Below are 21,645 nucleotides of genomic sequence, written 5' to 3' on the forward strand. Positions count from 1 at the left end.
CGCGCGAGCGGGCTTGCGCGCTGGCATCCGCTTTGCAAAGCAAAGGAAATATCTCGTGCTGGAGGCAACCGCGTGTAAGTCCGGCGCGCGTGCCGGTGTGGGCCTCACTGCACGGTGGCGGGAGAGGCGTGGGGGTGCGCAAGAAAGAAGCGCAGCATTTCGGCGCTGGCATCCGGTCCCGAAGGGTCGGTGAAGGATCCCTGCGAACTCCCGCCGGCCCAGGCATGCCCGGCACCATGCAGTACCCAATGCTCGACCGCGGAGCGCCCTTCGGCGCTGGCGTAGGTGCGGCGGGTGAAGGTGCGGCCTTGCGTCGATGTGCCGCTGGCTTCCTGCGGGGCCGGGGCGGCGGTTTCCGGCTGCCCGGCGAGCGCTGCCGCGACCACTTGTTCGCCATTGCGCGGATGGACCGTGGAATCGGCATCGCCGTGGAAGACGATGGTCGGGGGCATCCGGCCGGCCGTTGCGCCCTTTGCGTGGCCGCTTTTCATCGCGGACAGCGCAGACATCAGATCGCTTGCCGCGCCGGTCGGCAACCCCGAGTGCACGCCGACCGCGGCGAAGAGGTCCGGGTGCGTGCGCCCGAGGATGTCCGCCATCGCGCCCCCGGCCGAGAGACCGGCGACATAGACGCGGGCCGGGTCGACCGACTGCGCGGCCAAGACCGAATGCGTGAGGGCGGCCAGCAACGCCGGCTCGCCGCGTTCGCGCTGCTGGTGCTGGGGCTTGAACCAGTTCCAGCATTTCGACGAGTTGGCGTGCTGCGTCTGCGCAGGGTAGAGCACGAGAAAGCCGTGTTCGCGCGCCAGCTGGTTCATCTGCGTGCCGGCCGCGAAGTCTTCCGGGTGCTGGGTGCAGCCGTGCAGCATCAGCAGAAGCGGACGCGGCTCGCCCGTGCCCTTCGCGGGCACGAAGAGCTTGTACGCAATGGACCGGTGCTGGTGGGCGAAGAGGCCGTCGATCCACTCCTCCTCCGACTCGGTGGCGGGTGTGAGTGAGGGCGTTTGGACGGCGGGCGCCTCGACTACCGAGGGAGCCGCTTCGACCAAGCGTGCCTCGACGTCGACGACCAGCGTGTCCTCGTTGGCGGCGCGGGCCGATGGGGACGCGGCGTCGGCCGGACGACCGGCAGTGGATTCCGAGGCACCCAATCCGCCCAGCGCGCGCTGGATGGCGCGCGTCGCTTCGCGCAGGTTGCCGGTGCTGGTCAGACGGGTGGCCTGACGCATCAGCCGTTTGAAAAGGGGATTCATGGGGCCTTGGGTTGGAGGAAAAAGGGGGAAAGCCGGTCAATGGATCCGGTCGGCCAATGCGGCCTTGACGGCGGGGCTCGCATGCAGCGCGCCGAGTACGGTGATGGATCCGATGGTTTCGAGCGCGAGTTCGGGCGTCACGTCCGCCGAGATGCTGGCGAGCCCGAGCACGCGAATCTCGAGCTTCTCGCCGGCGCGGCGGACCGCTTCGAGATTGCCGACGCCGAACTGCTGCAGCCCCAGCACGAGCATCTTCCGCGCCACCACCTGCTTCAGCGCATCGCCGTGGGTGGTGAGCTGGTTGCGGATGGCGGTGCGGATGAAGTCTGTGCGGTTCGAATAGAAGCCTTCGGCCACCATCAGGTCGATATGGCCGAGATCGACGTAGCCGAGATTGATCGTGATCTTCTCGGCGTCGGGGAGTTTGGTCCGTGGGGTGACCGGGGTAAGAGCTGTCTGCATGTCGCCATCCTATCACCATCCCATTGGATGGCGATAGGATGGTAATTTCTAGACTAAAGCCTCTAGCCCCCGTACAGGTATCTCGGCAGCCACGTCGTCAGGCCCGGCCAGATGTACATGAACACCATGCACAGGATCACGATGAACATGTACGGCATCATCCCCGCGAAGATCTGGTTGAGCGTCACGTGCGGCGGTGACACCCCCTTCAGATAGAAGGCCGACATCGCCACCGGCGGCGACAGGAACGCCGCCTGCAGGTTCACGAACACCAGGACGCCGAAGAGCAGCGGGTCGATCTGGAAGTGCGCTAGCAGCGGCAGGAAGATGGGAATGAAGATCACGATGATCTCCGTCCATTCCAGCGGCCAGCCGAGCACGAAGATGATGGCCTGCGACAGCAGCAGGAACTGCAGCGGCGTCAGGTTCATGCCCATCACCCATTCTTCGATGATGCGTTGGCCGCCGAGCAGCGCGAACACCGCGGAGAAGAGCGCCGAGCCGACGAACAGCCAGCACACCATCGCTGTCGTCTTCGCCGTCAGGAACACGGCTTCCTTGATGCGTTGGAAGTTGAGCGTCTTCGCCTGCCACGCCATGAGGAACGCGCCCGCCGCGCCGACCGCGGCCGATTCGGTCGCCGTCGTGATGCCGAACAGGATCACGCCCAGCACCACCAGCGTCAGGATGCCGAGCGGCATCACCGAAGACACCAGCATGCGAAGGATCTCGAACTGCTCGGCGTCCATCTTCGCGTAGTACCAGACGAGCAGCGCAAGGACGAAGGCGCAGGTCAGCCAGAAGCCGATGTAGAAGGTCTGGGGCACTGCCTCCGCATGCGGCGCGGCAACTGGCTCGCCGAGGGCCTGGAGACCTTGTTCCCCCTTGGGCGTCGAGCCTTCGGCGCCGGGGGGCTCCTCCAGTCCTTCGGCTCCGGGCGGCGCCTGCAGGTCGCTGGTGCCGGGCGGTTCCGCCAGTCCGGTGCTCTCCTGGGGCGCCGGCTGGGACTGCGTCACCTCCGGCGCAGGGGGCGTGTTGTCCTTCTGCGAATAGATCGTGACGTACCACCAGATGGAGCCCAGCGTCACGGCTGCGAGCAGGACCGGCACAAGCGCTACCGTCAGATAGCGCACCAGCATCAGCCAACTGACACGCGCGCCCGCTGCCGCCGAGCTGATCGCTCGCGCCGGCGCAAGCACCGCCGCGGCCAGCGCCGGCAACAGCCGTTGCGAATAGCTCGCGGCAATGTGTGCCACCTGCGGCGAGATCGGCGCGCGCTGCGCTTCGGGCGGCAGCTTGGGCGCGACCTTCGGCTGGATCAGCGCCCATCCGATCACGTAGATCAGGTACAGGAAGGCCAGGAAGAATCCCGGGAACATCGCCGCCGCGTAGAGCTTGACGACCGACTGCCCGGCCACCGCGGCGTACACGATGATCATCACCGACGGCGGGATCAGGATGCCCAGCGTGCCCCCGGCAGTGATGACGCCGGCCGCGAGCCGCGTGTCGTAGCCTGCGTTGAGCATCGGGCGCATCGCGATCACGCCCATCAGCACCACCACCGCGCCGACCAGGCCGCTCGCGATGCCCCAGAAGGTACAGATGATCAGCGTCGCCACCGCGAGCGACCCCGGCACGCGGCGGAAGGCGAGCTGCACGCTGTGGAACATCTTGTCGACCAGGGCGCCGCGCTCCATCACGTAGCCCATCAGTACGAACAGCGGGATCGACAGCAGCGTCTCGTTGGTCATCGCGCCGAAGGTGCGTTGCACCATCAGGTCGAAGACGTGGTTGTCGAACCACGGCACGGCCGGGTCGTAGAAGGCGGCGAAGCCGAACAGCATGCCCAGGCCCATCAGCGTGAACGCCGTGGGAAAGCCCAGCATGATCACGACGACGATGAGCCCCAGCATCGTGAGCCCCATGGCAGCTTGGCTCATACCGATTCCCTTCCACGGTGGCGAGCCGCTTCATCCACGTCCTTGGCGCGTTCGATGACATCGCGCCGCGCCTCCTCGTCCACGAAGGTGCTGCTGGCGAGTTGCTGTTCGACCACGTCCATTTCCTCGGCGTCCTTCAGGCGAGGTGTCCATTCGCCGGTGCGCAGGCACACCACGCAACGCAGGATCTCGGCCAGGCCCTGCAGCATCACGATGGCGCCCGCAACCGGTATGACGAACTTGAAGGGGTACACCGGTAGCGGCGTGGCATTGAAGGTCTGCTCGTGCATGGCCAGCGAATCCTGGTAGTAGCCCCAGCCGGCCCAGGTCAGGGCGCCGATGCCGGGGAGGAAGAAGGCGATGTAGAGCACCAGGTCCAGCGTGGCCTGGGTGCGTGGCTTCATGCTTCCGTAAAGGAAGTCGCCGCGCACGTGCCCGTCCTGCGAGAGCGTGTAGGCGCCGCACATCATGAAGAGCGTGCCGTACATCATGTTGTTGACGTCGTAGATCCAGGCTGTCGGCGCGTTGAGCGCATAGCGCTTGAAGACCTCGGCGCATACCACCAGCATCAGGGCGACGATGAGCCACGCAAAGGTCTTGCCGGTCCACGTGCTCAGGCGGTCGGCCGCATGCAATATCTGTTGGGTAGTCATCGGTGCCCCGAAGTACGACAGGCAAAAAGATGCCTTCCGGCCGGGACCGGAAGGCGGGCGCCGCGAGTGCGACTGGGTTGGATGGAGATCAGGCCTTCTTCGCCTGCCCGGAGAAGTAGTGGTTGTAGGCCATCTTGAAATCGACCATGTAGTCGTTCTGCCACTGCCCGGCGGGCTGCGCGAAAGCCTTCTGCGATTCGAGAACCTTCTTGAACAGCGGGTTTTCGCCTGCCTTCTTGGCGATGGTCTTGTCCCACGCTGCGAGTTGGGCGCGCAGGATGGCGTCGGGGGTCTTGTAGAACTTGACGCCGGTCTTCTTCATCTCGACGTAGTCTTGCGTGTTGCGCGCGACGGCCTTCCAGCTCATGTCGGCGCTGGCCGCCTGGACCGAGTAGTCGATGATGGAGCGCAGCTCCTGCGGCAGCGCGCTGTACTTGCCCTTGTTGAAAAGGATCTCGAACTGCTCGCCGCTCTGGTGGAAGCTCTGCAGCATGCAGTTCTTCGCGACATCGGGAAAGCCGAGCACGCGGTCGCTCGACGCGTTGTTGAACTCGGCTGCATCGATCAGGCCACGATCGAGCGCGGGCACGATCTCGCCGCCGGGCAGCGGGTTCACCGCAGCGCCCATCTCGGTAAAGATGTCGACTGCGAGGCCGACGGTGCGGTACTTCAAGCCTTTCAGGTCTTCGGCCTTGGCGATCGGCTTCTTGAACCAGCCCAGCGGCTGCGTCGGCATCGGACCGTAGAGGTACGACACCACGTCCATGTTGATCGACTTGTAGATTTCCTCCAGCAGCGCCTTTCCGCCGCCGTAGTAGTGCCACGCGAGCACCATGTTCGGGTCCATGCCATAGGCTGGGCCCGAGCCCCAGAGCGCTAGCGCGGAATTCTTGCCGTAGTGGTACGCCACCACACCGTGGCCGCCATCGAGCGTGCCCTTGTTCACTGCTTCGAGCAACTGGAATGCCGGCACGACCGCGCCGGAAGGCAGCACCTCGATCTTCAGGCGGCCGCCCGCCATGTCGTTCACCTTCTTGGCGAAGTCGTTGGCGTACTCGTGGAAGATGTCCTTCGCCGGCCAGGTACTCTGGAATCGCAGCGAAGTGGTCTGTGCCATGCTGACCATCGGCGCGGACATCGCGCCGGCCGCCACGGCCGCTCCTTTCAGCAGACTGCGTCGACGGGTCGGTTGTTTCTCGGTCATTGCGTGTCTCCGTTGGTGGGTCTGGACAATCCAGACTGCCATCTTTGATACGTAAACATTCGTGACAAAGAGGGTTTTCACGAACTGGAGAAAAATTGACCTCATCGGCCGGCCTCTCCAGAGTGAAAGCGAGGCCCGCCATCCGCAGTAACCCTAGAACATGCAAGGACGAAAGCATCATGACCCAGCCGGATACGAGCGCGCCGATTCAGGCGAACGCACCCACCGGAGACAGATTCGGCGTGAAGCCCGCCGCAGGCTATGCCGGCGACGTGACGCCCGAGCAGGCAGCTCAGTGGCTGAAGAGCGGCGACGCCGTGCTGGTCGACGTGCGCAGTGATGCAGAGCGCGAGTGGGTCGGCTACGTTCCAGGCGCCGTCGGCCTGGCCTGGAAGCAATGGCCCGGCATGGTCTTCAACCTCGGCTTCGACGAAGGCCTGCGCACTGCGGTGCCGTCAGGAAAGAAGGCGGTGCTCCTCTGTCGCAGCGGCGTACGCTCGATCGCCGCCGCCAAGCGCGCCACCGAGCTGGGCATCGAGGCCTACAACATCCTGGAAGGCTTCGAAGGCGACGCCGACGAACAAGGCCATCGCGGCCACAAAGGCGGCTGGCGCCTCCGCGGCCTCCCCTGGAAGCAAAACTAAAAGACCGCGCGCCGTACCTTTCCAGAAACACCGCGGAACCGACTTTGCCGGGCCGCAGGTGTTGCCCCCGGCAGGGGGTAGGCGAAGCGACACGAAGTGCGCGCAGCCTGGGGGCGAGCTAAAGCTTGGGGATGCGGAGCTTCTGGCCCGGATAGATCTTGTCCGGATGACTCAGCATCGGCTTGTTGGCCTCGAAGATCGCGTTGTACTTGTTGGCGTCGCCGTAGTACTTTTTGGAAATCGCCGAGAGCGTGTCGCCGCGCACCACGTCGTGGTACTGCGCCGGATCGGCTGCAGGTGCCTCGAGGTTGTTGTCGACTTGCGTGACGTTGGCAACGTTGCCTGCCGCGAGCGAGGCTTTCTCGCTAGCTTCCTGCGAAGGCGCGTTGCCGGACAGCGTGACCACGCCGCTGGTTGCGACGTAGGCCACCGCCAGGTTCGTGAGGCCGAGATTCTGGGTCTCGATGTACGTCTTGATGGCGTCTGCGGCCACCTTGTTCGCATCGGGTTCCGCTGCGTGCGCGGTGGAACCGCCGAACAGTTTTTCGCCCGCTTCCTTGATGAAACTTAGCAAACCCATGGTTACTCCTTGAATGATTGGAAGGGCCACTTTAACCGCGGAAAATGACGGTCCAGGCGAGGCAGCAGGCGCATGTGCAAGCGACCGTAAGCACAACTCGCAATAATGCCGCGCATGGCATTCCTCGCGATCGACATCGGTAACACCCGTCTCAAGTGGTCCCTCTACGATGCGGCGCGGCCCGGTGCCGCCTTGGTCGCGCACGGGGCCGAGTTCCTCGACCACATCGAGCGGCTCGCCGAAGGCTCCTGGGCCGACCTGCCCGCGCCGACGTCGATGCTCGGCTGCGTGGTGGCGGGCGATGCCGTGCGGCGCCGCGCTGAAGAGCAGGTGGTCGAGCGCTTCGACTGCTCGCCGCGATGGGTGGTGTCCAGCGTGGCGGAAGCCGGCATCGTCAACGGCTACGACCATCCGACGCGCCTCGGGGCCGACCGGTGGGTCGCGATGATCGGAGCGCGCCACCGCATGCTCTCGCAAGGACCTGCGCGGCCGATGGTCGTTGTGATGATCGGCACGGCGGTCACCGTGGAGGCTGTCGACACCCACGGAAAGTTTCTCGGCGGGCTGATCCTGCCGGGCCACGGGATCATGCTGCGCGCCCTCGAGTCCGGAACTGCCGGCCTGCACGTGCCGACTGGCGATGTGAGGGAGTTCCCGACCAACACCAGCGATGCCCTGACCAGCGGCGGCACCTATGCGATCGCGGGCGCAGTCGAGCGCATGGTGCAGCACGTGCGCGCGCATTGCGGCGCCGAGCCGGCCTGCTACATGACGGGCGGGGCGGGATGGAAGATGGCGCCGAGCATGAATGGCGACTTCGAACTCGTGGACAGCCTCATCATGGACGGCCTGCTCGTGATTGCCGAGGAGCGCATGCTGCCCGGCTGATCGGATCAGGCCGTTGCGGCCAGGCCGTCCGCCGCCTGGAACATCGCTTGCCGGGCCTGGCTGATGATCTGTCCGCGCCAGGCATCGGAGTCCGTGTAGAACGCCTCCAGCATCGTTGCGCGAATCGACGCCGCCAGTTCCGCCGGCGCCTCGGGGTGCTGATGCAGCCAGTGATCCGCGCGCAGCGCGCCCATCACCTCCATGACGGGCACGGTCCCGTATTCCAGTGCGATGCCGGTGTACTCGGCCCGCGGGCATTCTTCGTACACCGCGTTGAACATCAGGCCGGTGAGGAATGCGGAAGTGGACGAGCCGTCGTAGATCGACGTGACGGGTGCGGCCGGCGAGCCCCACCACGCGTTGGCGCGCGCGTAGGCGGCCTTGTCGTCCTTGCACGAAAAGATGCGCTCCCCGATCCCGTTCGGACCCAGGCCCGTGTGCAGGTCGATCCACGCGAGTTGGCGCGCCGATTGCGCATGGGTGCGCAGGACGTCGCGAAAGGTCTTGTTGCTCCACGTTGGCGCGTTGCCGCCGAAGAAGAGTCCATTCGAGAACTGGTATTGGCCTCGGGTCACGGCCGCCTGGAAGGCGGCCGCGCCGTGCTGGTCGATCCACGCGGCGATCGCTACCTGGTTCTCCGAGGTGGGCGGCCAGTCGGCGGGCAGCAGCAGCGCATGCAGGCTGGCGTACGGCTCGTTGACGGGCAAGGGCTCGTCGAAATCGAAGAAGTTGCGGTTGAGGTCGACGTTCTCGTGCGTTACCCGCCGTCCATGCGAAAAGCCGTGCGGATTCAGCGCGTGCACATACAGGACCGCCACACCCTGGTCGCGCGCTTTCCCGCGCCATTCGTCATCGTGCAGCGCGAAGATCTGCACGCCGCTGCCGCAATAGCCTTCGACGCCATGGCAGGCACTGGTCACGATCAGAAGGCGCTCGGCATCGGGTTTGCCGTCCAGCGCGACGTCCATCGCCAGCTCCTCGCCATCGCGTCCCTTCAGGGGATGAGCATGCGAGCGAACTCCGAGGCCGGCGCTCGCACAGGCCTGCAGAAACTGCTGCCGCGCCAGCACGTAGCGGGACGAGAAAGCTTCGCTGACGGCGATCATGCGGCGGCCCCTTCCAGGCCTGTCGAGCTTTTCGGCGTGTTGAGGAACTGCTCGGCCAGCTGCACCCAGCAGGTCGCGCCCAGCGGGATCAGGTCGTCGTTGAAGTCGTAGCTCGCGTTGTGCAGCATGCACGGCCCACCGCCGTGGTGCACGTCGCGGTGGCTGCCGTCGCCGTTGCCGATGAAGGCATAGGCGCCCGGCTTGGCGAGCAGCATGAAGGCGAAGTCCTCGGCAGTCATGGCGGGCTCCTGCACCAGCACGTTGTCCTCGCCGACGATGCCGGCCATCACGCGGCGCGCGAAGTTCGCTTCGTCGGCGGTGTTGATGGTCGGCGGGTAGTTGCGGTGGAAGTGGAAGTCGCACTCCGCGTCGTGTGCGGCGCTCACGTGCTCGGCGATCTTCTTCATGCGCGCCTCGATCAGATCGAGCACTTCGAGTGTGAAGGTGCGTACCGTTCCCTTGAGCTCGCAGCTGTCGGGGATCACGTTGTTGGCCTCGCCCGCGTGGATCATCGTGACCGAAATCACGCCGGCATCGGTCGGCTTCTTGTTGCGCGTGATGATGGTCTGGAAGGCCTGCACCATTTCGCATGCCACGGGCACCGGATCGATGCCCGTGTGCGGCAGCGCAGCATGGCCGCCCTTGCCGCGGATCGTGATGGTGAATTCGTTGCTCGACGCCATGGCCGGACCGGGGCTGACCGCGAACTGGCCTGCCTTCATGCCGGGCCAGTTGTGCATGCCGAAGACGGCGTCCATCGGGAACTGTTCGAACAGCCCTTCCTTGACCATCTCGCGCGCGCCGCCTCCGCCTTCTTCGGCGGGTTGGAAGATCAGGTAGACCGTGCCGTCGAAGTTGCGGTGCTTCGCCAGATGCTGCGCTGCCGCGAGCAGCATGGCCGTGTGGCCGTCATGGCCGCAGGCGTGCATCTTGCCGGGGTGCTTGCTCGCGTGCGCGAAGGTGTTGAGTTCGGTCACCGGCAGCGCATCCATGTCGGCGCGCAGCCCGACCGCGCGGCCGCTGGTGCCGTTCTTGACGATGCCGACGACGCCGGTGGTGCCGAGCCCGCGGTGGATCGGGATGCCCCATTCCGTGAGTTTGGCCGCCACCACGTCGGCGGTGCGGACTTCATGGAAGCAGAGTTCAGGATGGGCGTGCAGATCGCGTCGAACTGCGGCGATGCCGGCCGCCTGGGTGACGAGGGAATCGATGAGTTTCATGGGCAAGAGTCTAGGCTTTGCGGTGAGCGCCCGCAAAGATCGTGCCCTGCCGGCTCGACACTTCGGCCGCCCTGGCGCGGCGTCGCGGACTTCCGGGACAATGACCCGCATGTCACATGTGCTTTCCCCCCGCAGCCTCGAACTCGCCCAGACGCTCGTGCGAATGAACACCGTGAGCGCCAACAGCAACCTGGAGCTGATCGACTTCGCGCGCGACCACCTGGCCGGGCTCGGCGTGCGCAGCCGGCTCACCTACAACGCCGACAAGACCAAGGCCAATCTCTTCGCCACGCTGGGTGCCGGCAAGAAGGCCGGCGTCATTGTCTCGGGCCACACCGATACGGTGCCCTGGGACGGGCAGGAGTGGAGCGTCGATCCGCTGTCGGCCATCGTGCAGGACTGGCCGCAGGACGACGCCGATGCGGATATCGCCCATGTCGAGCCGAGGCTCTACGGGCGGGGTTCGGCCGACATGAAGAGCTTCATCGCGCTCGCACTGGCCAATGCGGAGCGCTTCATCGAAAGCGATTCGCCCTTCGCGGTGCATTTCGCCTTCAGCTACGACGAGGAAGTCGGCTGCTTCGGCGTGCGCGAACTGATCGCCGACATGAAGGACCAGGGCATCAAGCCGCTGGCCTGCATCATCGGCGAGCCGACCCTCATGGTGCCGGCCATCGCGCACAAGGGCGTCTACCGCTACAAGTGCTGCGTGCGCGGCAAGGAGGCGCATTCGTCGCTCACGCCGCAGTCGGTCAATGCGATCGAGATGGCGGCGCGCGTGGTCGGCAAGCTGCGCGACATGGCGGAGGGCTTCGAGCGCGACGAGCCACGCTACGCAGGATTCGACGTGCCTTTCAGCACGGCGAGCGTGGGCCAGTTCCACGGGGGCATCGCAGACAACGTGGTGCCCCGCGACGCCGAGTTCCGCTACGAATTCCGCAACCTGCCCACGGCCGATGCCGGGCAGATGCAGAAGGAGATCACGAGCTATGCGAGCCGCACGGAAACCGCGATGAAGAAGGTCGCGCCCGATGCCGGCTTCAGCTTCGAGACCATCTGCGAGATTCCGAGCTTCCTGAGTTCCGAGAACGAGCCCGTGACACGGCTCGCGCAGCGCCTGTCCGGGGAATCGCGCACCACGCTGGTCGCGTTTGGCACCGAGGCGGGTCTCTTCAAGAATGCCGGCATCCCGACCGTGGTGTGCGGCCCCGGGAGCATCACGCAGGCGCACCAACCGGACGAATACGTGACGCTCGCGCAACTGGCGCGCTGCGAGGAATTCCTTCAAGGCTTGGCGACGACCCGGGAGATCCGCTGAAAAGGGTTGCACTCGGCCTGCTGTGCGCTGCCGCGCTGCTGTACGCGGTGGCGACGGCGCTCGAACCGAGGCATTCCGGTTGGGGCTACGTCGCCGCCTTCGCGGAAGCGGCCATGGTCGGCGCAATTGCCGACTGGTTTGCCGTCGTGGCGCTGTTCCGGCATCCGCTCGGGCTGCCGATTCCGCACACGGCGATCATCCCGGCCAACAAGGATCGCATCGGCGCCAAGCTCGCCGGCTTCATCTGCAACAACTTCCTGAGCACGCCGCAGGTGCTGGCCAAACTGGAGCAGGTCGATCCGGCTTCCAGGCTCGCGGACTGGCTCTCGCGGCCCGACCGCGCGGAGAAACTCGGCGAGCATCTGGTGGCCGCGGTTCGCTATGGGCTGACCGCTTTCGACGACACGCGAGTCCGCGCCTTCCTGGGGCGCATGGCCACTGCGGGGCTGGCGCAGGTCGATGTGTCACGCCTCGCCGGCCAGGCTCTCGATGCCCTGACGGCGGGCGGCCGGCACCAGGCCTTGCTGGACGACGTGCTGGTGCAGGTCGCCGCCGTGGTCGAGGGCGAGGAGGTGCAGGAGCGCATCACCGAGGCGATCGCCCGCGAGGTCAAGGCTTTGCGCTATGTGGGGCTGGACCAGGTCGCCGCCAAGCTCGCGACCCGCAAGATCGTGGCCGCGGTGGCGCGGACCATCGGCGAGATGGCGGCCGAGCCCGGGCATCCGCTGCGGCTGCGATTCGATACCTTCATGGCGGGTTTCATCGAGCGCCTCAAGACCGACCCGGAGTTCCAGCGACGTGGCGAGGCCATCCGCGCGGACCTGCAGGCGCACCCAGCGCTCGGTGACTACCTGCATGGTCTCTGGAGCGAGGTGCTCGCGTGGCTGCACGACGATCTGGCGAAGACCGATTCGAGCATTCGCCAGCGCATCGTCGGAATGGCCGGCGCGATGGGAGCGCGGCTGCGGGCGGACGACGCGATGCGACGCTGGATCAACGAGCAGATCGTCGACGCCGCGCCGCGCGCGATCGAACGCTACCGCGAAGACATCCGCCGCTACATCGTCGAGCGGGTCGCGGAATGGAATGCGGACGAGATGACCCGCGAGCTTGAACTCAACATCGGGAGGGACTTGCAGTTCATCCGGGTGAACGGGACGTTGGTCGGCGGTTTGGTCGGCCTGGCGATCCACGCAGCTACGCAGGTCTGGAAGGGCTGACCCGGTAGTCCGTGTCGCAGCGAGCCGGCACGCTGAGCGCAGCGGATAATCCCGCGATGCGAATCCGCTTCACCAAGATGCAAGGCGCCGGCAACGACTTCGTCGTGCTGGACGAAACCCGCGGCACGCTCGGCCTGGACACGGCGCAATATCGCTTCCTGGCCGACCGCCATTTCGGCGTGGGCGCCGACCAGATCCTCACCGTCCGGCGCTCGCCGGGCGACGGCATCGATTTCCAATACGTGATCCACAACGCCGACGGCGGCGAGGTCGAGCAGTGCGGCAACGGCGCGCGCTGCTTCATGCGCTTCGTGCGCGAACGGGGCCTGACGGGCAAGGATGCGGTGCGCGTGCAGACGCTCTCCGGCGTGATCGAGCCGCGCATGGGCGCCGACGGCCGCGTGACGGTCGACATGGGTGCGCCGATCTTCGATCCCGCCCGCGTGCCCTTCGACACCGCCGGACTCGATCCTCAACCCGAAGGCGCGTGGGAGAAGTGGCACCTGGCCATGGGCACCCGCGCCGGCACTGCCATCGTTTCGGTGGCCGTCCTGTCGATGGGCAATCCGCACGCGGTGCAGATCGTCGACGACGTCGACACCGCGCCGGTCGAAACCCAGGGCCCGCTCATCGAGCACCATCCGCGCTTTCCGCAGCGGGTCAACGCCGGCTTCATGCAGGTCGTCGACCGGTCGCACGTGCGCCTGCGTGTGTTCGAGCGCGGCGCCGGCGAAACGCTCGCCTGCGGCACGGGCGCCTGCGCGGCTGTGGTCGCGGGCATCCGCTTGGGCCTGCTCGATCCGCGGGTCGACGTCCAGACGCGCGGCGGTCTCCTCACCATCGAATGGGCCGGCGACGGCGCGCCGGTGCTGATGACCGGCCCCGCCGTCACCGTGTTCGAAGGCGACATCGAGGTGCCGGACCAGCCATGAATCATTACAACCAGAACGCCATGAATCCCATCACCGAAGACGATATCGCCAACTACCTGTCGAACACGCCGGACTTTTTCGAGCGCCACGCGCAGTTGCTGGCGCAGGTGCAGCTGACCAGCCCGCACGGCAACCGTGCCGTGAGCCTGCAGGAGCGCCAGGCCGAGATGCTGCGCGAGAAGATCAAGGCATTGGAGCACCGCGTGATGGACATGGTGCGTCACGGCACGGAGAACGTGGTCACGGCCGACCGCCTGCAGCGGTGGACGCGCGGGCTGTTGACCACGCGCGATCCGCGCGCGCTGCCGACCCAGGTTGCCTCCCAGTTGCAGTCTCTGTTCATGGTGCCGCAGACGGCGATCAAGATCTGGGACTGCGACAGCACCTATCTGGACGAGTCCTACGCCCAATGGGTCAGCGACGACGTGAAGGCCCTCGCAACTTCGTTGACGGCTCCCTACTGCGGCCTGAACGCCGGCTTCGAGGCGGCCAAATGGCTGGCCGAGCCGCATGCCGCGGTGTCGATCGCGCTGATCCCGCTCCGGCAGGAACCCGATGCGCCGGCTTTCGGCCTCCTGGTGCTCGCGTCGCCCGACGCCCAGCGCTTCAACCCCGAGATGGGCACCGACTTCCTCGAGCGCATCGCCGAACTCGCCTCGGGCGCTCTGTCTCGGCTGCGGTCTTGAGCCCCACGGTCCAGCGCTCGCTGATCGGCGCATTGCTGGTCCTGCTGCTGGGCTACGCGGCGATCCACGTCGTGATCTGGCGACATGGGCTGCGCCTTCTCGATCATCCGCCGCAACGTGTTGCCGATGCGGCGCTGATCCTGGGCAACCGGGCGTACCGCGACGGCAAGCCCAACCCCTGCCTGACCGGCCGCGTCGACGCCGGCATTGCACTGGCGAACGCGGGCCGCGTGCGCGGCCTGGTGCTGAGCGGTGGCATCGACACGGAAGACGGCCGAATCGAAGCCGAGGTGATGGAGCGACACGCGCGCGTGTCGGGCTACAGGGGCCCCCTGCTCCTGGAGCCGGTGTCATCCTCCACGCGCGAGAACCTCTCGATGTCGCGCGCCGTGCTGAAGGCCGCGGGGGTGAAGAGCGTGATCATCGTGACTGAGCCTTATCACCTGTGGCGTGCCGAGCGGTTGGCGCGCGCCTCAGGGTTCGATCGGGCTTTCGACGTTCAGTACGCTGCCGCTCCGACCTCGTGCTGGCGGCGTTGGGGCATGGCCTTCAAGGGCGCATTGCGCGAGCCTCTGGCAATCGCGAACAATGCCGCCAATGGATACTTTTAGCGCGCCCCCAGGCTTGCCCACTTTGGGTGGCCGCCACCCCCCTCGCCGGGGGCAATACGGCGGACCGGCGCAGCCGGATCCGCGGTACTTCTGGAAGGAGAGGGTGCGTGAGTTTGGAGCTGATTGACCGGTATCTGGAACACGTTCGGGTGGAGCGGCGGCTTGCGGCGCGCACGGTCGAGCTTTATTCGATTCATTTGACGACGCTGGCGGAGAAGGCGGCGTCGGCAGGGGTGGCGCTCGACAAGGTGCAGACCGCGCACGTTCGCCGCTGGATGGCGCAGTTGCACAGCGCGGGACGGGAGTCGCGCGGCATTGCGCTGGTGCTGTCTTGCTGGCGCAGCTTCTACCGCTGGCTTGGCAATGAGGGGCTGGTGGTCGCGAATCCGGTGCAGGACGTCCACGCTCCCAAGGCCGGCCGGCCGCTGCCGAAGGCGCTGGCGGTCGACGAGGCGGTGCAGCTTGCCGATCTTCGCGACACCGAGGCCGATCCCTGGACCGAGGCACGGGATCGCGCGATCGTCGAACTGCTTTACGGCTGCGGGCTGCGTGTCGGCGAGCTGACGGGGCTGGACGCGCGTGCCAGTACGACGGCACGCGGCTGGGTCGACCTGGAATCCGGCGAGGCCAATGTGCTGGGCAAAGGCAGCAAGCGCCGCATCGTGCCGCTGGGTGCGAAGGCGGCCGAGGCCTTGCGCGCATGGCTCGCCGTGCGGGACGACTGTCCGGCGCTCGGCGCCGCGCGCTTGCGCGAGCCGGAGAGCGCGGCGGCGCTTTTCATCGGCCGCAACGGCACGCGCTTCTCGGCGCATTCGGTGTGGACCCAGTTGCGCCGCCGCAGCCTCAAGGCCGGCCTGAACGCGCCCGTGCATCCGCACATGCTGCGTCATTCGTTCGCGAGCCACCTGTTGCAGTCCAGCAGCGACTTGCGCGCCGTGCAGGAACTGCTGGGCCACGCCAACATCTCGACCACGCAGGTCTACACGCGGCTGGATTTCCAGCATCTCGCCAAGGCCTATGACGCCGCGCATCCGCGCGCTCAGGCGCGCGACGAGGCCCCGCCGATGGGCGAGACCCTCCGCAAGAACAAGAGCAGGAACTCATGAAGCTGATTCGCCTCCGGTCCGGCAAGGAACGCTCGCTGTTGCGGCGCCACCCATGGATTTTCGAATCCGCAATTGCGAAGGGCGGCGGCGATGCAGGCGAGACGGTACGTGTCGAGTCGGGCGAAGGCCAGTTTCTCGCCTGGGCCGCCTTCAGCCCGCACTCCAAGATCCGCGCCCGGGCGTGGAGCTTCGATGAAAAACATCGCATCGATGCGGCATTCCTCGCGGCGCGGGTGGCTAGTGCGGTGGACGCGCGGAGCGTGTTCGATCTGCAGAGCGACGGCGTGCGCCTGATCCACGGCGAGGCCGATGGTCTGCCGGGCCTGATCGTCGATCGCTATGGGGACACGCTGGTGGCGCAGTTCCTCTCGGCGGGCGTCGAGCGCTGGAAGCTGGTGCTGGCCGATGCGCTGCTGGCCGCGACGGGGCTCGAGAAGCTCTATGAGCGGTCTGATGCAAGCGGCCGGGAGCGCGAAGGGCTGAAACCCGTGACGGGCTGGCTGCGTGGTAGCGGGCCGACCGAAATTACCATCCGGGAGCACGATTGGCGGCTGACGCTCGACGTCGCTACGGGCCACAAGACCGGCTTCTACCTCGACCAGCGCGACAGCCGCCAGCGATTCGCCGAACTGGCGACGCATCGCAGATTCCGGCGTGTGCTGAATTGCTTCTGCTACACGGGCGGTTTCACCGTCGCCGCACTGGCCGGCCTGAAGGCGGCGGGCGCGGTCGAAGGCGCGGAACTGATTTCCATCGATTCATCGCTGCCTGCGCTGGAGCGGGCCCGTGCCCATGTGGCGCTCAACGGCTTCGAGGGCGCCTGCACGGAGTTTCTCGATGCCGACGTCAATGCCACACTGCGCCGTTTCGTCGAGGAGGGCCGCACTTTCGACGCCATCGTGCTCGATCCGCCGAAGTTCGCTCCGACGGTGGCGCATGCCGAGCGCGCCGCGCGAGCCTACAAGGACCTCAACCGGCAGGCGTTCAAGCTGCTGGCGCCAGGTGGGCATCTGCTCACTTTCTCGTGCTCCGGCGGCATCGGCGCCGACCTGTTCCACAAGATCGTGGCCTCCGCGGGCATCGACGCCGGCGTCGACGGCTACATCACCGAGCGCCTCGGAGCGGCGCCCGACCATCCCATGACCATCGAGTTTCCCGAGGGCGAGTACTTGAAAGGCCTCGTCGTGGTGCGCAAATAGCGTTTGACCTTGCCGAAGCGTGGCCGCGGCGCCGTCGCTAAACTTTCCGCCTTTCCCCGAATCCTGATCTCCGGAGCACTCCATGGCCCTTATTCCCGCCACCATCCTCACCGGCTTCCTCGGCTCCGGCAAGACGACCCTGCTCAAGCGCATCCTGAGCGAGGCGCACGGCCAGAAGATCGCGGTGATCGAGAACGAATTCGGCGAGGAAAACATCGACACCGACATCCTCGTCACCGAGTCGAAGGAGCAGATCGTCCAGATGAGCAACGGTTGCATCTGTTGCACGATCCGTGAGGACCTGCGCGAGGCGCTGCAATTGCTGGCGGCCAAGAAGCGCAAGGGCCTGCTCGATTTCGATCGCGTCGTGATCGAGACCACCGGCCTGGCCGATCCGGGCCCCGTGGCGCAGACCTTTTTCATGGACGACGAGATCGCCGAGAGCTATCTGCTGGACTCGATCCTCACGCTGGTGGATGCCAAGCATGCCCCCCAGCAACTCAACGACCGCCAGGAAGCGCGTCGCCAGGTCGGCTTTGCCGATCAGATCTTCATCAGCAAGAGCGACCTGGTCGCGGCCGACGAAACCGAAGCGCTGATCCATCGGTTGAAGCACATGAATCCGCGCGCGCCGCAACAGAAGGTGCATTTCGGCGAAGTCCCGCTGAAGGATGTGTTCGACCTGCGTGGCTTCAACCTCAATGCCAAGCTCGACATCGATCCGGACTTCCTCAAGGAAGAAGACGAGCACGACCATGATCACGTGCATGGAGAAGATTGCGACCACCCCTCGCACGCGCACGAAGGCCATGGCCACCACCATCACCATGACGATGACGTCAAGAGCTTCGTCTACCGCTCCGACCGTGCTTTCGACCCGGCCCGCCTGGAGGATTTCCTGGGCGCGATCGTGAATATCTACGGTCCGCGCATGCTGCGCTACAAGGGCGTCCTGCACATGCAAGGCACCGAACGCAAGGTGATTTTCCAGGGCGTGCACCAGCTCATGGGCAGCGACCTCGGCCCCGCTTGGGGCCCCGACGAAAAGCGCAACAGCCGCATGGTATTCATCGGCATCGACCTGCCGCGCGAGATCCTGGAACAGGGTCTCGACCAGTGTCTCGTCTGATTCCCCGAGCGGCCTGAGTTCTCTATACAATCGCGCGCCTGTTGCGGAGGCATGCCCCGTTCTTCTTTGGGACGAAGTGTGACTTCCAGCATAGGACTGAGTGCGTTCCTGGGCTGATTTCGGGGGTATAACCCCGGGGTTCGCCATCGGCGAGCACCCTGACAACATGGGCTCCGCGAGACCGACAGGCGACGTGGATTCCATGGGGAAGACACCCATTGAATGTGCGTTCGAGATCGTCGAAGGAGCCAGTCACTGTGAAGAAGCCTGCCGCCAAAGCCAAGCCCGCGCCGAAACCGGCCGTCAAGAAGACGTCGGTTGCCAAGCAGGCTGTGCCCGCGGCAAAGAAGGTTTCCGCCGCCAAGCCCGCTGCGCCGTCGAAGGCCCCTGCCACAAGCAAGGCCAAAGCGGCGAATGCGAGTGCCCCGTCATCCAAACCGGCCGGCCCCCAGGCCGCGCCACCTGCACCATCGACTCCCATGAAAAAAACGGCTGCCGCCTCTTCTTCCACCACGGCGACACCTCCCACGACCGCCAGCACCACCGCGCCTGCACCCGCACGCGGCGGGCGCGTGTCGCGGCTGTCGCAGTTGACCGTGCCGTCCATGCCGCAATCGGTGGCTTCCACCGCGGCCAAATCCAGCTTCGTGCAGATCACTTCGACCGCGCTGGTGCCTCCGCCACCGGTCGCGGTCAAGAAAGACCCGAAGCTCGCCAACAACTGGAAGGCCAAATCGGCCGAAGAGCTGACCGACGCCGAAGTGATCGCGATGCCGGATTCGGAGTACATGAACGAAAAGCAGATGGCGTACTTCCGCCTGAAGCTGCAGGAACTCAAGCGCGGCATCCTCGAGAACGCCGGCGAGACGACCGAGCATCTGCGTGAAGACACCGTGGTCGTGCCCGATCCTGCCGACCGCGCCACCATCGAGGAAGAGCACGCGCTCGAACTGCGCACGCGCGACCGCGAACGCAAGCTCCTGAAGAAGATCGAGCAGTCGATCCAGCGCATCGACGCCGGCGACTACGGCTACTGCGACGAAACCGGCGAGCCCATCGGCGTCGGCCGCCTGCTGGCCCGCCCGACCGCCACGCTGTCGCTGGAGGCCCAGCAGCGCCGCGAACTGAAACAGAAAATGTTCGGGGATTGATTTCGGCACCGATGACAAGGGCCGAAGGGAGACACTGAGCATGGCCAAGGAAGAAACCGGTCGCTTGCTGTCCAAAGTGGCGAAGTTCGTGCGCAATCCGCTCAAGGATTGGTCCGAGCTCGACGCCGATGACTCGTCGACCCTCGAAAACGGCTACAGCCGTGAAATGCTCAAGGAGATGATCGAGCGTCGGCAGCGCAATGATTTCGTGCGCCGCCGAGAGTTCGACATGCTGCGCAAGCTTCGGCAGCGCGAGGCGGCGGGTGGTCCCGCCGCGACGCCATCCTCCTTCAATGTCAGCAGCACCTCCGGCAAGACCGAGGGGCGGGCGCTCACGCTCAAGAAGATCGACGAGATCGAAGAGCAGATGTCGCAGCAATGGTGGAAGGCGCGCGGCCCCCGCAGCGAGTCGGACGCCGAGGGCGCTCCGGCCGAGGGCGGGCACATGGCCGCGCAGCACGCACGCGCCTACGCCGACACCGTGCCCGGCGTGCCGCAGGGCACCGCCCCTGGACAGCAGGTTCAGCTGCCCGCACACGACGGCTGCATCGAGGAAGCGTCGATCCGCTTTGCCCATGGCGATGACGCCGGTGCCGAAGCCATTCTGCTTCAGGCGCTCGCGCCGGACAGTCCGACGAACGATCACGACGACACGTGGCGCACCTTGCTCGACCTGTACCGCGCGACCGGCGACGACGAGAAGTTCGTCGCCACCAGCACGCGCTATGCGCAGCGCATGAAGCGCGCTGCGCCCGAATGGATTTCGTTCCGCGCCTTGGCGAACACCGCCCGTGCGTCGGCCGCGGCCCAGGCCAGGCCCGTCGCCCCTCAGGCGGCCGGCGACGCCGACTGGTCGAGCCCTTCGCGCCTCACCCGCGAAGGGTTGATGGGCCTCACGCGCGCGCTCGGCGCCGCCGGCCCTTCCTGGAAGCTCGACTGGAGCGTCCTCCGATCCATCGAGGGTGACGCCGCGGGTCCGCTGCGTGCCCTGTTCACGCACTGGGCGGATTCGACCGTCCAACTGCGCTTTGCGGCAGCAGACCAGTTGCTGCTCGTGCTCGCCGAAGCCACGCCGGCCAACGACCGCAGCGTCGATGCCGTCTGGTGGCAATTGCACATGGCGGCCTTGCGCGTGATGCACCGGGCTGATGAGTTCGAACTCCTGGCGCTTAATTACTGCATCACCTATGAGGTGTCGCCGCCTCCCTGGGAAGATCCCAAGGGCGACTATGCCGCGCTCGACATCCCGGGCGCCATCAAGCCAGTGGCCCCGAGCTTCTCGCTAGCGGCCAGCCACGACGAACCCGAACCGGCGCCCCTCGTTGGCGCCGGCCAGTCCGTGCTCGCAGGCGATCTGATCGGCGAATCGCTGTCGACCTGGCAGCGTCTCGACGAGGAACTGACCGGCGAATCGACGCCGACGATCTCCTGCTCGGCGCTCGTCCGCGTCGATTTCGCCGCCGGAGGCTCGCTCCTGAACTGGGCCAGCGCCCACCACGCGCGCGGCCACGAGCTCCAGTTCGTCGACGCCCACCGCCTGATCGCCGCCTTCTTCAACGTGATCGGTATCGCCGACCACGCCACTGTCAAAATCAAAGAGTAGCGCCCAGGCTCGGCCCTTCTTTGGGGGCAGCCGACTCCACCGGCGACGCCCTTGCGCCCCTCGGAATCCCCATCCAGAAATACCGCGGAACCGGCTTCGCCGGTCCGCCGGTATTGCCCCCGGTCAGGGGGTGGGCGGCCACACGAAGTGGGCAAGCCTGGGGGCGAGATAATGTTCCATGGAACAATTTCACGGAACCACCATCATCAGCGTGCGCCGCAAGACCGCTGCAGGTGCCGACCAGGTGGCCATCGGCGGCGACGGCCAGGTCACGCTGGGCAACATCGTCATCAAGGGCAGTGCGCGCAAGGTGCGCCGCCTCTATCACGGCAAGGTCCTCGCCGGCTTTGCTGGCGCAACGGCCGACGCATTCACGCTGTTCGAGCGCTTCGAGGCCAAGCTCGAGAAGCACCAGGGGCACCTGGCCCGCGCCGCCATCGAACTCACGAAAGACTGGCGCACCGACCGCGTCCTGCGCCGCCTCGAAGCCATGCTGGCCGTCGCCGATGCGACCACGTCGCTGATCATCACCGGCAACGGTGACGTGCTGGAGCCGGAGAACGGCATCATCGCGATCGGCTCTGGCGGCGCCTACGCGCAGGCTGCGGCCAAGGCGCTGGTCGACCACACGGAGATGCCCGCCGACCAGATCGTCAAGAAGGCGCTGGAAATCGCGGGCGAACTCTGCATCTACACCAACATGCACCACACAGTCGAAAGCCTGTGAGACGGATCGAGTG

At 66.1% G+C, this 21,645-nt stretch carries 21 protein-coding genes; 13 read left to right on the plus strand and 8 right to left on the minus strand.

Annotation, left to right across the window (positions count from 1 at the left end):
- Positions 1 to 104: 104 nt before the first annotated feature.
- From QTI24_RS16200 to QTI24_RS16220, 5 genes are all read right to left on the minus strand, one after another.
- Positions 105 to 1,253, minus strand: coding sequence for an extracellular catalytic domain type 1 short-chain-length polyhydroxyalkanoate depolymerase (locus QTI24_RS16200; RefSeq protein WP_286601748.1), 1,149 nt, complete (start codon positions 1,251 to 1,253; stop codon positions 105 to 107).
- A gap of 36 nt (positions 1,254 to 1,289) precedes the next feature.
- Positions 1,290 to 1,715, minus strand: a complete 426-nt coding sequence (locus QTI24_RS16205; RefSeq protein ID WP_286601750.1) for a ribbon-helix-helix domain-containing protein — start codon at positions 1,713 to 1,715, stop codon at positions 1,290 to 1,292.
- A gap of 62 nt (positions 1,716 to 1,777) precedes the next feature.
- The gene (locus QTI24_RS16210) at positions 1,778 to 3,655 is read right to left on the minus strand and encodes a TRAP transporter large permease (RefSeq protein WP_286601751.1); all 1,878 of its coding nucleotides are present in this window, start codon (positions 3,653 to 3,655) and stop codon (positions 1,778 to 1,780) included.
- Positions 3,652 to 4,308, minus strand: coding sequence for a TRAP transporter small permease subunit (locus QTI24_RS16215; protein ID WP_286601752.1), 657 nt, complete (start codon positions 4,306 to 4,308; stop codon positions 3,652 to 3,654). The genes QTI24_RS16210 and QTI24_RS16215 overlap by 4 nt, the downstream gene beginning before the upstream one ends.
- Before the next feature lie 88 nt (positions 4,309 to 4,396).
- The gene (locus QTI24_RS16220) at positions 4,397 to 5,512 is read right to left on the minus strand and encodes a TRAP transporter substrate-binding protein (RefSeq protein WP_286601754.1); all 1,116 of its coding nucleotides are present in this window, start codon (positions 5,510 to 5,512) and stop codon (positions 4,397 to 4,399) included.
- Positions 5,513 to 5,718: 206 nt separating this feature from the next.
- Between QTI24_RS16220 and QTI24_RS16225 the strand changes: the two genes are divergently transcribed.
- Positions 5,719 to 6,156 (plus strand): rhodanese-like domain-containing protein, encoded by a 438-nt coding sequence (locus QTI24_RS16225; RefSeq protein WP_503011271.1) that lies wholly within the window; start codon positions 5,719 to 5,721, stop codon positions 6,154 to 6,156.
- A 118-nt stretch (positions 6,157 to 6,274) separates the two neighbouring features.
- Here QTI24_RS16225 and lysM read toward each other — a convergent pair whose 3' ends face one another.
- Positions 6,275 to 6,736, minus strand: coding sequence for a peptidoglycan-binding protein LysM (gene lysM, locus QTI24_RS16230; RefSeq protein WP_286601756.1), 462 nt, complete (start codon positions 6,734 to 6,736; stop codon positions 6,275 to 6,277).
- Positions 6,737 to 6,850: 114 nt separating this feature from the next.
- Here lysM and QTI24_RS16235 point away from each other — a divergent pair, with 114 nt between their 5' ends.
- Positions 6,851 to 7,624, plus strand: coding sequence for a type III pantothenate kinase (locus QTI24_RS16235; protein WP_286601757.1), 774 nt, complete (start codon positions 6,851 to 6,853; stop codon positions 7,622 to 7,624).
- 5 nt (positions 7,625 to 7,629) lie between these two features.
- Here the strand turns inward: QTI24_RS16235 and QTI24_RS16240 are convergent, their stop codons facing one another.
- Positions 7,630 to 8,730 (minus strand): M14 family metallopeptidase, encoded by a 1,101-nt coding sequence (locus tag QTI24_RS16240; RefSeq protein WP_286601759.1) that lies wholly within the window; start codon positions 8,728 to 8,730, stop codon positions 7,630 to 7,632.
- On the minus strand, positions 8,727 to 9,950 hold the full coding sequence (locus tag QTI24_RS16245) for a M20 aminoacylase family protein (RefSeq protein WP_286601760.1): 1,224 nt from the start codon (positions 9,948 to 9,950) through the stop codon (positions 8,727 to 8,729). The genes QTI24_RS16240 and QTI24_RS16245 overlap by 4 nt, the downstream gene beginning before the upstream one ends.
- Before the next feature lie 109 nt (positions 9,951 to 10,059).
- Here QTI24_RS16245 and argE point away from each other — a divergent pair, with 109 nt between their 5' ends.
- The 11 genes from argE (at position 10,060) to hslV (ending at position 21,632) form a co-directional block, all read left to right on the plus strand.
- Entirely contained in the window at positions 10,060 to 11,268 is a 1,209-nt protein-coding gene (gene argE, locus QTI24_RS16250; protein WP_286601947.1) for an acetylornithine deacetylase, read from the plus strand.
- Between the two features lie 113 nt (positions 11,269 to 11,381).
- On the plus strand, positions 11,382 to 12,488 hold the full coding sequence (locus tag QTI24_RS16255) for a DUF445 domain-containing protein (RefSeq protein WP_286601761.1): 1,107 nt from the start codon (positions 11,382 to 11,384) through the stop codon (positions 12,486 to 12,488).
- Between the two features lie 56 nt (positions 12,489 to 12,544).
- Positions 12,545 to 13,420 carry a diaminopimelate epimerase gene (gene dapF, locus QTI24_RS16260; RefSeq protein WP_286601763.1) on the plus strand — a complete coding sequence of 292 codons (876 nt, stop codon included), beginning with the start codon at positions 12,545 to 12,547 and terminating at the stop codon, positions 13,418 to 13,420.
- Positions 13,417 to 14,106: a DUF484 family protein gene (locus QTI24_RS16265; protein WP_286601765.1), complete on the plus strand. Its 690-nt coding sequence runs from the start codon at positions 13,417 to 13,419 to the stop codon at positions 14,104 to 14,106. The genes dapF and QTI24_RS16265 overlap by 4 nt, the downstream gene beginning before the upstream one ends.
- Positions 14,103 to 14,717, plus strand: a complete 615-nt coding sequence (locus QTI24_RS16270; protein WP_286601767.1) for a YdcF family protein — start codon at positions 14,103 to 14,105, stop codon at positions 14,715 to 14,717. Before QTI24_RS16265 ends, QTI24_RS16270 begins: the two co-directional genes overlap by 4 nt.
- A gap of 113 nt (positions 14,718 to 14,830) precedes the next feature.
- The gene (locus tag QTI24_RS16275) at positions 14,831 to 15,823 is read left to right on the plus strand and encodes a tyrosine recombinase XerC (protein WP_286601948.1); all 993 of its coding nucleotides are present in this window, start codon (positions 14,831 to 14,833) and stop codon (positions 15,821 to 15,823) included.
- Entirely contained in the window at positions 15,820 to 17,022 is a 1,203-nt protein-coding gene (locus QTI24_RS16280) for a class I SAM-dependent rRNA methyltransferase (RefSeq protein ID WP_286601768.1), read from the plus strand. The genes QTI24_RS16275 and QTI24_RS16280 overlap by 4 nt, the downstream gene beginning before the upstream one ends.
- Positions 17,023 to 17,104: 82 nt before the next feature.
- Positions 17,105 to 18,151 (plus strand): CobW family GTP-binding protein, encoded by a 1,047-nt coding sequence (locus QTI24_RS16285; RefSeq protein WP_286601769.1) that lies wholly within the window; start codon positions 17,105 to 17,107, stop codon positions 18,149 to 18,151.
- Positions 18,152 to 18,630: 479 nt separating this feature from the next.
- The gene (gene dksA, locus QTI24_RS16290; RefSeq protein WP_503011266.1) at positions 18,631 to 19,302 is read left to right on the plus strand and encodes an RNA polymerase-binding protein DksA; all 672 of its coding nucleotides are present in this window, start codon (positions 18,631 to 18,633) and stop codon (positions 19,300 to 19,302) included.
- Positions 19,303 to 19,342: 40 nt separating this feature from the next.
- On the plus strand, positions 19,343 to 20,905 hold the full coding sequence (locus QTI24_RS16295) for an STAS domain-containing protein (RefSeq protein WP_286601770.1): 1,563 nt from the start codon (positions 19,343 to 19,345) through the stop codon (positions 20,903 to 20,905).
- 178 nt (positions 20,906 to 21,083) lie between these two features.
- Positions 21,084 to 21,632 (plus strand): ATP-dependent protease subunit HslV, encoded by a 549-nt coding sequence (gene hslV, locus QTI24_RS16300; protein WP_286601772.1) that lies wholly within the window; start codon positions 21,084 to 21,086, stop codon positions 21,630 to 21,632.
- The last annotated feature ends 13 nt before the right edge of the window (positions 21,633 to 21,645 follow it).

The organism is Variovorax sp. J22P240, assembly GCF_030316855.1.
Classification (GTDB): Bacteria; Pseudomonadota; Gammaproteobacteria; order Burkholderiales; family Burkholderiaceae_C; genus Variovorax.

Coding starts and splice junctions, on each gene's coding strand:
- QTI24_RS16200 (WP_286601748.1), bottom strand. CDS start 1,253: ATGAATCCCCTTTTCAAACGGCTGATGCGTCAGGCCACCCGTCTGACC.
- argE (WP_286601947.1), top strand. CDS start 10,060: ATGTCACATGTGCTTTCCCCCCGCAGCCTCGAACTCGCCCAGACGCTC.
- QTI24_RS16285 (WP_286601769.1), top strand. CDS start 17,105: ATGGCCCTTATTCCCGCCACCATCCTCACCGGCTTCCTCGGCTCCGGC.
- QTI24_RS16220 (WP_286601754.1), bottom strand. CDS start 5,512: ATGACCGAGAAACAACCGACCCGTCGACGCAGTCTGCTGAAAGGAGCG.
- QTI24_RS16205 (WP_286601750.1), bottom strand. CDS start 1,715: ATGCAGACAGCTCTTACCCCGGTCACCCCACGGACCAAACTCCCCGAC.
- QTI24_RS16245 (WP_286601760.1), bottom strand. CDS start 9,950: ATGAAACTCATCGATTCCCTCGTCACCCAGGCGGCCGGCATCGCCGCA.
- hslV (WP_286601772.1), top strand. CDS start 21,084: ATGGAACAATTTCACGGAACCACCATCATCAGCGTGCGCCGCAAGACC.
- QTI24_RS16295 (WP_286601770.1), top strand. CDS start 19,343: ATGGCCAAGGAAGAAACCGGTCGCTTGCTGTCCAAAGTGGCGAAGTTC.
- dapF (WP_286601763.1), top strand. CDS start 12,545: ATGCGAATCCGCTTCACCAAGATGCAAGGCGCCGGCAACGACTTCGTC.
- QTI24_RS16240 (WP_286601759.1), bottom strand. CDS start 8,730: ATGATCGCCGTCAGCGAAGCTTTCTCGTCCCGCTACGTGCTGGCGCGG.
- QTI24_RS16210 (WP_286601751.1), bottom strand. CDS start 3,655: ATGAGCCAAGCTGCCATGGGGCTCACGATGCTGGGGCTCATCGTCGTC.
- QTI24_RS16215 (WP_286601752.1), bottom strand. CDS start 4,308: ATGACTACCCAACAGATATTGCATGCGGCCGACCGCCTGAGCACGTGG.
- QTI24_RS16280 (WP_286601768.1), top strand. CDS start 15,820: ATGAAGCTGATTCGCCTCCGGTCCGGCAAGGAACGCTCGCTGTTGCGG.
- QTI24_RS16255 (WP_286601761.1), top strand. CDS start 11,382: ATGGTCGGCGCAATTGCCGACTGGTTTGCCGTCGTGGCGCTGTTCCGG.
- lysM (WP_286601756.1), bottom strand. CDS start 6,736: ATGGGTTTGCTAAGTTTCATCAAGGAAGCGGGCGAAAAACTGTTCGGC.
- dksA (WP_503011266.1), top strand. CDS start 18,631: ATGAAAAAAACGGCTGCCGCCTCTTCTTCCACCACGGCGACACCTCCC.
- QTI24_RS16235 (WP_286601757.1), top strand. CDS start 6,851: ATGGCATTCCTCGCGATCGACATCGGTAACACCCGTCTCAAGTGGTCC.
- QTI24_RS16265 (WP_286601765.1), top strand. CDS start 13,417: ATGAATCATTACAACCAGAACGCCATGAATCCCATCACCGAAGACGAT.